General features: G+C 65.8%; 14 protein-coding genes. 10 read left to right on the top strand and 4 right to left on the bottom strand.

Going from position 1 to position 11,122, the window contains the following annotated elements; all coding sequences use genetic code 11:
- Positions 1 to 743: AAA family ATPase (locus QZ184_RS01780; protein ID WP_363159432.1), on the bottom strand; the 743-nt coding region annotated here is incomplete at its 3' end.
- Between the two features lie 193 nt (positions 744 to 936).
- Here QZ184_RS01780 and rpmF point away from each other — a divergent pair.
- Entirely contained in the window at positions 937 to 1,113 is a 177-nt protein-coding gene (rpmF, locus tag QZ184_RS01775) for a 50S ribosomal protein L32 (protein WP_010317471.1), read from the top strand.
- Positions 1,114 to 1,177: 64 nt separating this feature from the next.
- On the opposite strand, the gene QZ184_RS01770 is transcribed toward rpmF, so the two are convergent.
- Together QZ184_RS01770 and QZ184_RS01765 are read right to left on the bottom strand one after the other, a co-directional pair.
- Complete coding sequence (locus QZ184_RS01770; RefSeq protein WP_029626346.1) at positions 1,178 to 1,513, bottom strand: DUF565 domain-containing protein; 336 nt, start codon at positions 1,511 to 1,513, stop codon at positions 1,178 to 1,180.
- Positions 1,514 to 1,518: 5 nt separating this feature from the next.
- Positions 1,519 to 2,280, bottom strand: a complete 762-nt coding sequence (locus tag QZ184_RS01765) for an HAD-IA family hydrolase (protein ID WP_296416083.1) — start codon at positions 2,278 to 2,280, stop codon at positions 1,519 to 1,521.
- 101 nt (positions 2,281 to 2,381) lie between these two features.
- On the opposite strand from QZ184_RS01765, the gene recJ reads away from it, so the two are divergent.
- On the top strand, positions 2,382 to 4,322 hold the full coding sequence (recJ, locus tag QZ184_RS01760; protein ID WP_296417859.1) for a single-stranded-DNA-specific exonuclease RecJ: 1,941 nt from the start codon (positions 2,382 to 2,384) through the stop codon (positions 4,320 to 4,322).
- Between the two features lie 76 nt (positions 4,323 to 4,398).
- Here the strand turns inward: recJ and QZ184_RS01755 are convergent, their stop codons facing one another.
- Entirely contained in the window at positions 4,399 to 4,506 is a 108-nt protein-coding gene (locus tag QZ184_RS01755) for a photosystem II reaction center protein Ycf12 (protein WP_010317475.1), read from the bottom strand.
- A gap of 116 nt (positions 4,507 to 4,622) precedes the next feature.
- Between QZ184_RS01755 and QZ184_RS01750 the strand changes: the two genes are divergently transcribed.
- The 8 genes from QZ184_RS01750 to acsF all read left to right on the top strand — a co-directional run bounded on the left by QZ184_RS01750 (position 4,623) and on the right by acsF (position 10,932).
- Positions 4,623 to 5,003 carry a YkgJ family cysteine cluster protein gene (locus QZ184_RS01750; protein WP_010317476.1) on the top strand — a complete coding sequence of 127 codons (381 nt, stop codon included), beginning with the start codon at positions 4,623 to 4,625 and terminating at the stop codon, positions 5,001 to 5,003.
- Complete coding sequence (locus QZ184_RS01745) at positions 5,003 to 5,377, top strand: TMEM165/GDT1 family protein (RefSeq protein ID WP_010317478.1); 375 nt, start codon at positions 5,003 to 5,005, stop codon at positions 5,375 to 5,377. Before QZ184_RS01750 ends, QZ184_RS01745 begins: the two co-directional genes overlap by 1 nt.
- Positions 5,378 to 5,382: 5 nt before the next feature.
- The gene (locus tag QZ184_RS01740; protein ID WP_010317480.1) at positions 5,383 to 5,694 is read left to right on the top strand and encodes a TMEM165/GDT1 family protein; all 312 of its coding nucleotides are present in this window, start codon (positions 5,383 to 5,385) and stop codon (positions 5,692 to 5,694) included.
- A 118-nt stretch (positions 5,695 to 5,812) separates the two neighbouring features.
- The gene (locus QZ184_RS01735) at positions 5,813 to 8,095 is read left to right on the top strand and encodes an RNB domain-containing ribonuclease (protein ID WP_296417857.1); all 2,283 of its coding nucleotides are present in this window, start codon (positions 5,813 to 5,815) and stop codon (positions 8,093 to 8,095) included.
- A gap of 3 nt (positions 8,096 to 8,098) precedes the next feature.
- Positions 8,099 to 8,737 carry a flavin prenyltransferase UbiX gene (locus QZ184_RS01730; protein WP_247478755.1) on the top strand — a complete coding sequence of 213 codons (639 nt, stop codon included), beginning with the start codon at positions 8,099 to 8,101 and terminating at the stop codon, positions 8,735 to 8,737.
- Positions 8,738 to 8,757: 20 nt separating this feature from the next.
- The gene (locus tag QZ184_RS01725; protein WP_296417855.1) at positions 8,758 to 9,279 is read left to right on the top strand and encodes a hypothetical protein; all 522 of its coding nucleotides are present in this window, start codon (positions 8,758 to 8,760) and stop codon (positions 9,277 to 9,279) included.
- A 45-nt stretch (positions 9,280 to 9,324) separates the two neighbouring features.
- Complete coding sequence (locus QZ184_RS01720) at positions 9,325 to 9,756, top strand: DUF2996 domain-containing protein (protein ID WP_010317487.1); 432 nt, start codon at positions 9,325 to 9,327, stop codon at positions 9,754 to 9,756.
- Positions 9,757 to 9,834: 78 nt separating this feature from the next.
- Positions 9,835 to 10,932, top strand: coding sequence for a magnesium-protoporphyrin IX monomethyl ester (oxidative) cyclase (acsF, locus tag QZ184_RS01715; RefSeq protein ID WP_010317488.1), 1,098 nt, complete (start codon positions 9,835 to 9,837; stop codon positions 10,930 to 10,932).
- The last annotated feature ends 190 nt before the right edge of the window (positions 10,933 to 11,122 follow it).

The raw sequence follows: 11,122 nt of genomic DNA, 5'->3' as shown, positions 1-11,122 counted from the left end.
CGCTCGTCATTGCCTCCACCGATCCCGGCGCCCCGCTGGCGTCCAACGGCATCGATCTCATCGATAAAGATGATGCAGGGAGCCTTCTCCTTGGCCTGCCGGAACAGATCGCGCACCCGGCTGGCGCCAACACCCACAAAGAGTTCGACAAATTCCGAGGCGGCCATCGAGAAGAAGGGCACACCGGCTTCACCGGCAATGGCCTTGGCCAGCAGGGTTTTGCCCGTGCCGGGGGGCCCCACCAACAGCACCCCCTTGGGAATGCGGGCCCCGACGGCCGTAAAGCGCTCTGGCTCCTTCAGGAAGGCCACCACCTCTTGCAGCTCTTCCTTGGCTTCGTTGATGCCGGCGACATCCTCAAAGCGCACAGCCACCGCAGCTTCCGGTTCGGCCATGCGCGCCTTGCTGCGGCCAAACCCCATCGCTCGGTTCGCCACCTGGCTGGAGCGACGAATCAAAAGAGCCAAGCCCGCGAAGAGCAGCAGCAGCAGCAGACCGTTGGAGACCAGGCTGGCGGTGGCCCGATCCTGACGGTCGTCGCGAACCGTGAGCGGCACCTGGGCTTCCTGGGCCGTTCGCAGCAACACCTGGTCGTTACTGAAGACCGGCACCTCTGCACGGCTGCCATCGGCGTAGGTCACCTGGACCTCCCGGCGGCCTGGGGAGAGCAACAGTTCCTTGACCTTGCCGCTGCGCAGTTGGGTCAGCAGTTGGCTGTAGCTGGGGGGCGCCGGGCGGCTGATGCCGAGATCGCGCCAAAGCTCTGAACGCCTGGACTCAGGGGCGGGGGACGCTTGGGATGAGGGCACCTGCTGCGCTAGCTGACTCGGAGACGCGCCGCTGCTCACATCAATCTGTCGTTGGCTGGAGCTTAGCGATTTGACGAAAGGAAAGACGACAAGGGAAGATCTTGGTTTGGCTGACTAGGTAAGCGGGATGGCTGTTCCCAAGAAGAAAACGTCCAAGGGCAAGCGGAACCAGCGCCACGCCACCTGGAAAGGCAAGGCTGCTGTGGCAGCACAGAAGGCTCTCTCCATCGGCAAGGCTGTGCTGAGCGGCCGCGCCCAGGGCTTCGTCTATCCCGTGGCTGAAGAAGACGGCGACGACGCCTGATCGCAGGCCTCAAATCGGGCTCTGCCGCCTCACTTGAAGCGGCAGAGCTCCACTGATTCGATCGTTACGATCCCAGCTTGAACGCCTCCAGGACCACGGCATAGACCAGGCCGATCCTCAGGTTGTCGAGCACGAGCCATCCCAACGGCGGACGTCCCTGGACGATTCGGGTGCGCAGACGCACGACCATCTCCAGCAGCACGACCACCGAGAGCACCACCAAGGGGCGCTGACCAATGGTCTGCAGCCACCAGCTGGTGACGTTCTGGCCGGCATAGAAGCCGAACAGCAGGGCGAGGAGGCCAGCACTGCGGCGACGCCAGCTGCCCTGGAACGAGCCCCAGAGCAACTGCGCTCCCTGGCGCTGCAGGCGATCAAAGCGGGTGGCCTGAATGGGCATCCGGGTCATCCGCCTGGAAACAGTCGCTGCAGATAGGACAGCGTGATCTGGCCCTCAGGGCAAGCCGGGCCGCGCAGGACCTGACAGGGCACATCGGGATCCCCCAGCCCATCCAGCAGCGCCGCTGCCGCCGCGAAATGGGACGCCGGTTCATGGGAACTGGAGGCGCTGCGGGTGGCCAGAACCGTCAAACCGGCCCGATGGGCGGCCGTCACCCCGTGGCCGGAATCCTCCAGGGCCAGGACGCCCTCGGCGGCACAGCCCAGGCGTTCCAAGGCCAGTTGATAGCCCTGGGGGTCCGGTTTCTTGGCGCTGACATCCTCCCCGCACACCCAGAAGGCCAGCCAGTCCCGGTGGTCCGGCAGCTGACGCTCCAGCAGGGCCTGCACCGCCGATCGACCACTGGTGGTCACGATGGCCTGGGGCAGACCCGCTGCCGCGGCAGCGGCCATCAACCGCAGGACACCGGGCCTGAGCTGAATCTCACCCGCTGCGACCAGTTGGCTGTAGTGGGCTTGCTTGGAGCGTTGCAGGGCATCCAGCCGTTCATCGCTTGGGCGACAGCCCTCCTGCTGCTCCAAAAACACAGCCATCCGCTCCCGGCCACCGGTGACCCGCAGCAACGGGAGATAGGTGGATGGGTCCCAGTGAAAGGGCAGTCCCGCCTCGGCCATGGCGCGGTTGAAGGCCAGGCGGTGGCCATCCAGCTCCGTCTCGGCGAGGGTGCCATCCACGTCCCAAAGAAGAGCCTCGGGGGCCAGTCGCACCAAGGGGCTGCCGAATGCTGGGGTGAGGCTAAGGGAGCTGGACGCCAGGGCCTGGACAGAGCCTGCTCACGGCTCAGAATGCAAGCTGACGAATCGCAAGCGTGCTCCTCGAGTCTCCAGAGCAACGCTTGTTCGACCAGCGCCTGCAGCAGAACTGGCAGCTTCCCGCTGCGGTGGCCCTCGAGGAGCTCCCCGGCGACGTGCAGGCCCTGGGACTCTCAGAACCCATTCTTGCCCTGCTCAGCCGACGCGGCTTTGGCAGTGCTGCCGCGATCGAAGCACTGCTGAACCCCGCGGATGCCCCCGATCCCAAGCACCACTTCCCCGACTTAGGCCTGGCGGTCAAGCGCCTGAAGCAGGCCTGCAAAACCAACGAACGCCTGGCGATCTGCGGCGACTACGACGCCGATGGCATGACCAGCACGGCGCTCCTGATCGGTGTCCTGCAGCAGTTAGGGGCGCAACCGCAAGCGGCCATCCCCAGCCGCCAGTCCGATGGCTATGGGCTGAATGTCTCGATGGTGGAGGAGCTGGCCGCTGAGGGCATTCGACTGCTGGTCACCGTGGACAACGGGGTCTCCGCACGGGAAGCCCTCGAGCGCGCCCACACGCTTGGCCTCGAGGTCATCGTCACCGACCACCACACCATTCCCGAGGAACGTCCGCCCCTCAGCGCCCTACTGCACCCGCAGTGCACCCCGGAGGACTCCCCCTACCGGGGCCTGGCCGGGGTGGGCATGGCCTACGTCCTCGCCGGCGCCCTGGCCAAGGCCAACCGCTCAGCCAAGGCTCTGGCCATGGCCCTGGACCTCTTCTGCATCGGCACCATCGCCGACATGGCTCCGCTGCATGGGGTCAATCGCCGCTGGTTGATGGACGGCTTGCCACGGCTCAAGGACAGTCCGCTGCCGGGGCTCCAGGCCCTTCAGCAGGTGGCCGGTCTCGACGATGTGCCGATCGACGCCGGTGCCGTTGGCTTCCAACTCGCCCCCCGGATCAACGCCGTCGGACGGCTGGGGGATCCGCGCTTGGTGGTGGATCTGCTGACCACCGATGACCCGGAGCAGGCCCTGGAACTGGCCCGGGAATGCGAGAGCTTGAACCGCCAACGCCGGGAGCTCTGTGATGCCATCGAGGCGGAGGCACGGGCCCTGGCCGAAGCGGATGGAGACCAGCGCAGTCCGTTCCTACTGCTGGCCCAAAGCCATTGGCATCACGGCGTGATTGGCATCGTGGCGGCCCGTTTGGTCGAGCACTACGGCGCCCCCGTCGCCCTGCTGGCCGCCGAGGGGGATGGCCGGATGCGGGCCTCGGTGCGGGCACCCAAGGGCTTTGCCGTCGATGCCGCCCTCCAGGCCTGCGGTGATCTGCTGGAGCGGTTTGGTGGCCACCCCGCCGCCGGGGGCTTCACCGTCAAGGCCGAGCGGGTCACGGCCCTGCATGAACGGCTCAACGACCTGGCGCAGGTCTGGCGCGAGCGGGAGGGCCTGCAGCTGGTCATGCCCGAGGCCCTGCTGAAGCTGGAGCAGATCAACCGGCCCCTCTGGCGAGAGCTGCAACGGCTGGAGCCCTTCGGCATTGGCAATCCCACCCCACTCTTCTGGAGCTGTGGCTGCACGATCAGCCAACAGCGGGAGCTGCGGGGTGGTCACCTTCAGCTCAGCCTGCGCCAGGGCGAAGCGCGGGTGCGGGCCATGGCCTGGCGCTGGGGAGCGGTTGGCCATCTGCTGCCGAAGCAGGTGGATGTGGCCTATCACCTCAGGCTCAACCGTTGGAACGGCGAAGAGAGCCTTCAACTCGAGGTGGTGGGCATCCGCCCCAGCAGCGGAGAAGCGCTGGTGCTCCAACGCCAGGAGCGCAGTTACTGGGTGCGGCGGGAGGGCAACGCCGTGGTGATCCGCAACGCCGATGGGGAGGAACTCCGGGGCGAAGCCCAGCAGGGCCGGCTGGAAGCCCTTCAGATCGATCACCCGAAGGCGGAACACCCCTATGTGAAAGCCCTGGTTCAAGACGCAGCCAGGGCGATGGGACTGGCGGCCTAGAGACAACAAAGCCCCCTGAAGAGAACCTCCAGGGGGCCAAGCGTGTCGATGAGGCGGAGGCCTAAGACCCTTCCGATCAGAGGGCGCCGCGGCGGTAGAAGAGGATGAAGATCACGGCCGGGCCGACCAGGGTGATCAGGAACAGGGCAGCGAAGTTGGCGATCAGGTGGAAGTCGATTCCCATGGGAGAACGGCTCGGGAGCTGCACGTGTTTGCAGCAGCCTAAAAGCAGACGGGCCGACGCCGCCCCCGCAGGGATCGCTCCTGTGACGGGTTGTCACAGCGCCTGGGGGATGAACCATGGCTGAGACCCTTCAATGGCGCTGCATCAGCGGCTGCGGCTCCTGCTGCCGCCTGGACCCCGGGGAGCGCAATGAAGCCCTCGACGCGCTGGACGAGGAGCAGCAGCAGCTCTATCTCTCGATGGTGGGGCCCGACGGCTGGTGCATCCACTTCGACACCGGCTCCAGTACCTGCCGCATCTACGACGAACGGCCGGTCTTCTGCCGCGTCGAAAACCTGGCCCAGCTATTCGACGTGCCCTCCGAGGAGGCCAACGACTTCGCCATCGCCTGTTGCCGGCAGCAGATCCGCTGCGAACACGGCGGTCGTGGCATCGTGATGAAGCGTTTCGAGCAGGCGATCCGCCAGCCCGCTGAAGACAACGATCGCCAGCCCTAATGCCTGAGTCCGCCCCGAGCAGCGACACGCCTCAACCGGAATCCACGCAACAGCAATCCAAAAAAGAGGAGAAGGCCGCCAGCTTTGGCGCGGTCTTCCTGACGACCTTCACCACCGTCTTCCTCGCCGAGTTGGGCGACAAGACCCAACTGGCTGCGCTGTTGCTCTCGGCGGAATCAGGCCGTCCGGTCTTGGTCTTTATTGGCGCCTCCCTAGCCCTGATCAGCTCCAGCCTGGTGGGGGTCGTCCTCGGGCGCTGGCTCTCGCGGGTCCTGCCCCCCGGTCAACTCGAACGCCTGGCCGGGATCTTGATGATCGCCCTCGGTCTTTGGCTCGGCCGGCAGGCCGCCGTCAGCATGTTCCCCCTGGCCTGATTGCCATGCAGCTCCCTCTCCTGGCCTCAACCTTCCTGACGGTCTTCCTGGCCGAGTTGGGCGACAAGACCCAACTGGCGATCGTCACCATCAGCGGCACCTCGAGCCGCAGCGGCGCCGTCTTCGCCGGCAGTGCCAGCGCTCTGGTTCTCGCCAGCCTGCTGGGGGCAGGCGCCGGGGGGTCCCTCTCCGCCGTCATCCCGACCGATGCCCTGCAGCTGGCCGCCTCAGTGGGATTTCTCGTGATCGGCGGCCGTCTGCTCTTAAAAGCCGGCCAGGACGACGAAACCGAGGAAATCGCCCAGGACGCTGAGTAGGATGGTGAGGCTTCAGCAGCACTCGAAGGCGTTGGCCGTCTTCAAGTGATGCCTGGGGCACGCAGAACCACCACCTCATTTGGGCTTGTCCGCTCCGCAGAAGCCCACCCCAACAGCCATGAAGTTCACGGTCGCGGACCTCATCGAGCAGCTCCCGCAGCAGGAGCCCCTCAGCCTCAGCAAGCTTGAGAAAGGACTGGGCCTGAGCACCAAGGCCGACAAGGAACAGCTGCGCATCGCCCTCACCGCCCTCGCCCGCGCTGGGGTGCTCGAGGAAGCCGACGAGGGCATCAGTCGCGTCGAGGACGAGGGCCTGATCGAAGCCCGGCTTCGCTGCAGCAGCAAAGGGTTCTGCTTCGCCCTGCGCGAGGACGGCGGAGAAGACATCTACATCCGCGACAACCAGCTCAACCACGCCTGGAACGGTGACCGGGTCCTGGTTCGGGTTACCCGTGAGGGCGGGCGTCGGCGCTCACCGGAGGGCGGGGTGCAATGCATCCTGCAGCGCAACACCACCAGCCTCCTGGCCCAGGTGGAGCAGCAAAACGACCTCCTGGTGGCGGTCCCCCTGGACGACCGTCTGTTGACAGCCATCAACCTGCCCGCCGGGGATAGCGAGCACCTCAAACCCGCCACCGAAGCCGTGGTGGAGGTCAAGGTCGATCGCTACCCCGTCGGGCAACTCGCCCCCGAGGGCCACGTCGCCCGCAGCCTTGCGGTCAATGCCGGACCGGAGGCTGATCTAGATCTGCTGCTGACCAAACACGGTCTGCGGGAGCTGCCCGCCGCACCGAAGAGCACGGCCAAGGCCCTCGAGCTCAAATCCCGGGATGACCTGACCGCTCTACCCACGCTTGTTCTGCAGCTCTGGGGCAGTGCTGAAGCGCCACTCCTGCCAGCGGTCTCCCTGGAATCCCTGGAGAACGGCCAGCGGCTCTGGGTGCACGCCCCTGCCATTGCTGAACGGGTGGGTTTTGGCAGCGCCCTGGACCTCTTCCTGCGGGAGCGGAGTGAAGCGCTCTGCGTCGGTGAAAGCTGGCTGCCCTACCTGCCCAGCGCCACCACCAAAGCAGCGGCCTTCAAAACCGGAACGCCCGCTGCGGCCCTCTCGGTGGCCCTCGATCTCAACGCCGAAGGGCAGCTGGAGCACTTCCGCTTCTGCCGGAGCACCATCTCGGCCGACGGGCTGGTTGACACCAAAGCCCTGCAGGCCCTGGCCGATCGCAAACCGAAGGCGCGCACGACCCCTGCCGCCCTGAAGGGGCTCAAGGATCAACTGCCCCTGCTGGAGCAGCTGATCGCCCTGGCCCAGACCCTCCGGCAGAACCGCCTGAGCCAGGGCTCGATTGATCTGGACCTGGGCATCCCCAACCTGGAGGGGCTCGCGGAGCTAGCGATTCCCGAACCGGATGAGCGCCGCCAGGGCTGGATGGTTCAGCTGGATCCAGCCCTCTCCACCGCCGGCTTGCTGCGGGAGATGGTCCTCCAGGCTCACCGGGCCTTGGGACGCCACATGGCCGCTCTGGAGCTCCCGGCGATCTATGCCCTCAATGGTGCGCCCGATGCCGAGGCCCTCAACGACGTGGCCAAAGCCGCTCTGGCCCTCGAGATCCCCCTGGAACTCTCGGCCGATGGCAACGCCAGCGCCCAGGAGCTGGCCGTGGCCTTCGCCGCCAGCGACCGCGCCCGGGTGCTGCAACAGCAACTGCGGGACCCCCTGAAACCCGTCAGCCTCAGTGCAGAGCCCGGCAGCAACACCCTGGCCGCAGAGGACAAGGCCTACGCCCCTTGGTGCTGTGCGGCCCTGCACTACGCCGACCTCTGGAACCAGCACCTGTTGGTGCTGTTGATGAGTGAGGGGAAAGATCGTCCCTCCGTGCGGCACAAAACCCGCGTCGACATCACCTCCGATGAAAGCCATGGGGTGATCGACTGGCCCCTGCTGACCGCCAGCCAGCTCTCCCCCGTCGAGGAGGCCCTCACAGGAGCACTGCTGCATCGCTTAAACGAGCGCGGCCGCTTTGTGAGCGAACTCCAGGGCGACGCCCTGGCCATGGCCCAGGCCCGTCAAGCCGAACCGCTTGTGGGCCAAACCCTGACCGGAACCATCAGCGGCGTGCAGAGCTATGGCTTCTTCGTGGAAGTGCCCCCGTCCCACGTCGAGGGCCTGGTGCACGTCAGCTCCCTGAAGGACGACTGGTACGAGTACCGCTCCCGTCAGAACAAGCTGGTGGGTCGCAAGAACCGCCGCGCCTACATGCTGGGCGACCAGGTGGAAGTCACCATCCAAAAGGTCGATGTCCTGCGGCATCAGATCGATCTGGCCGTGGTCCTGCCCGAGGGTTACGAGGAGTTCAGCCCCGACGACTCCAGCGACACTGACGCGGACGGCGAGGACTGAGCGTTGAGCGACAGCAGCGCCCAGGCAGCGCCGCTGCCCATCGTTCTGGCCGTCTCCGGAGCCAGTGCTCAACCCCTGGCCGAGCGGGCCCTCCAGCTGTTGCTTCTGGCGGGGGAATCCGTGGATCTCATTGTCAGTCGCGGAGCGATCGGCGTCTGGCAAGCCGAACTTGGTGTGCGGGTCCCCAGCGAGCCATCCGCCCAGGAAGCCTTCTGGCGCGAACGCCTCGGCTGCAGCAGCGGGGAACTGCGTTGCCACCGCTGGAATGATCAATCCGTGGCCATCGCCAGTGGCAGCCATCGCACCCGCGGGATGGTGATCCTTCCCTGCTCCATGGGAACCGTCGGGCGAATCGCCTCAGGGGTCGCCACCGATCTGATGGAGCGCTGCGCGGATGTCCATCTCAAGGAAGGCCGGCCGCTGGTGATCTGCCCGCGGGAAACCCCCTGGAACCTGATCCACCTGCGCAACCTCACCACGTTGGCGGAGGCGGGAGCGCGGATCGCCCCCCCCGCCCCCGCCTGGTATCACCAGCCGACATCCCTGGAGGAGATGGTGGACTTTTTGGTGATCCGCGTGTTCGATTGCCTCGGTTATGAGCTCGGTCAGCTGCAGCGCTGGACCGGTCCGATCCAGCCCTGAGGCACTCCATCGCCCCTGTGTTGAAACGCATCCTGCTGCTGCCGCTGCTCTCGCCACTGCTGGCGACCCTGGTCGTGGGAGCGGTGAACCCCAAGCCAGCGGTGGCCGTGCGCGTCCTCACCTGGACCTCACCCGCCCTGCCCCTGGGCCTCTGGATCGCCGGGGCATCCAGCCTGGGGGCTGGCCTCAGCGCGGCCGGGGCAGCCTTGGCTCTGCAGGGCGGAGGACCGCAAATCCTGCCCCGCCGCTCCGTTCGCCGCCGCCCTGAGCCCGAGTCCTGGGCGGGATTCAGCCCGCCAGCTGAAGAGCGCCCGCGGCGAGCAGCGCCCGAGCGGGAGGACTGGGGGGCCGAAACTGAGCCAGAGCGCCCGCAAAGCGCCTGGGCTGGCCCCAGCCGCGGGGCCGCCGATCCCGCCCCAACGGTGTCCGTTCCCTTTCGCGTCATCCGGCGCGGCCAAAGCAGCGCCAGCGCGACACCCCCACCTGCGGCAAGCAGCCCCGATCCTGACGATTGGGGAAGCAGCAGCTCAGAGGAGTGGTGAGCACTCCCTAAAGTTCAGCCAACGTCTGGATTGAGGCCTGCACCGGTGACCGATTCCGCCCAACCCGCAGCAAGCGCCGCAGACGCCAAACCAGCCAAGGCGGCGAAACCTCCGGCCCCGGAAGACAAGCCCTTCGCGGAGTTTGTCCCGAATCTGCTGATTCCGGCTCTGGCCAAGGAAATCGAGGCCTACGGCGGCCCCAGCGACTGCAACCTGAGCTTTGAGCAGGGGCCCATGCCCGTGGTCGGCAGCAGCTGTTGGCAGGTGAAGGGCAGCCTCCCCAATGGACGGCGCTTCTGGCTCTGCTTCACCAGCGACTCCATCAGCTCGGCCAAAACCATCGCCCTGGCTGAAGCCGGCAGCGAACCGAGCCTGCTGGAGTCATTTTTGATTGACGAGAAAAAAATGACCCAGGCGCTGCTGGTCTCACGGCTGGTGCAGCGTCTGAACGGTCAGAAATGGCTCGGGGCCAACTAAACCTGCGAGTGATGAAGCCCTTCAACGGGCTGGCACCAAAGCCGCCTACGATGGGTTTTGCTCCGTTCAAGCCGCCCGATGGTGCCTCCCACCGCCGTTGCCTCATCTGACGCCGCAACAGCCATCGGCACGCCCAATGCACCGGCCACGAAGGATCCGGTGAAGGACACAATCTTGACTCCGCGGTTCTACACCACGGATTTCGAGGCCATGGCTGCCATGGACCTCAGCCCCAACGCCGATGAGCTGGAAGCCATCTGCGAGGAGTTCCGCAAGGACTACAACCGCCATCACTTCGTTCGCAACGAGGAGTTCGAAGGCGCCGCCGACAAACTCGATCCCGAGACCCGCAAGGTCTTCGTCGAGTTCCTCGAGCAGAGCTGCACCTCCGAGTTCTCCGGATTCCTGCTCTACAAGGAACTGAGCCGTCGGATCAAAGAGCGCAACCCCCTGCTGGCCGAGTGCTTCGCTCACATGGCCCGCGATGAGGCCCGCCACGCTGGCTTCCTCAACAAGTCGATGAGCGACTTCGGTCTGCAGCTCGACCTCGGCTTCCTCACCGCCAACAAGGCCTACACGTACTTCAAGCCCGAATACATCTTCTACGCCACCTACCTGAGCGAGAAGATCGGCTACTGGCGCTACATCGCCATCTTCCGCCACCTCGAGAAGAACCCCGACAGCAAGATCTTCCCGATCTTCAACTTCTTCGAGAACTGGTGCCAAGACGAGAACCGCCACGGCGACTTCTTCGATGCCCTGATGAAGGCGCAGCCCAAGAGCGTCACCGGCCTGCGTGCTCGCCTCTGGTGTCGCTTCTTCCTGCTGGCCGTGTTCGCGACGATGTACGTCCGGGACGTGGCTCGCAAGGAGTTCTACGAAGCCCTCGGCCTCGATGCCCGCGAGTACGACAAGTACGTCATCGCCAAGACCAACGAGACCACCGCGCGGGTCTTCCCCGTGGTCCTGAACGTCGACCATCCGAAGTTCTATACGCGTCTTGAGCGCCTGGTGCGCAACAACGACAAACTCAGCGCTGCTGATGAAGGCAACGCCCCAGCTCCCCTCAAGGTTCTGCGCAAGCTGCCCTACTGGGTCGCCAACGGTGCCGAGATGGCCAAGCTGTTCTTCACGAACCCCATCCGCAGCGAGAACTACCAGCCCGCCGTTCGCTGATTCCTGCGTCATTCGCAGTTCCCCGTAGGGGGTTAGGCCCTGGTCGCTTTGGCCAGGGCCTTCTTGCTAGGACCGTGATGGCCCGCTGCCATCCATGCCCAACCGTCAACAACCCGCGTGATTGCCTCCATCCCGTCCCACGCTGAGCTGTTACTCGGCCCCTTTGATCAGCGCTGGAGCCCGCGCCTGG

The sequence above is a fragment of the Vulcanococcus sp. DEBay_Sum22DG08_74 genome (genome assembly GCF_017852955.1).
Taxonomy (GTDB): domain Bacteria; phylum Cyanobacteriota; class Cyanobacteriia; order PCC-6307; family Cyanobiaceae; genus Vulcanococcus.
This window is presented reverse-complemented; position numbering and strand designations above follow the sequence as displayed.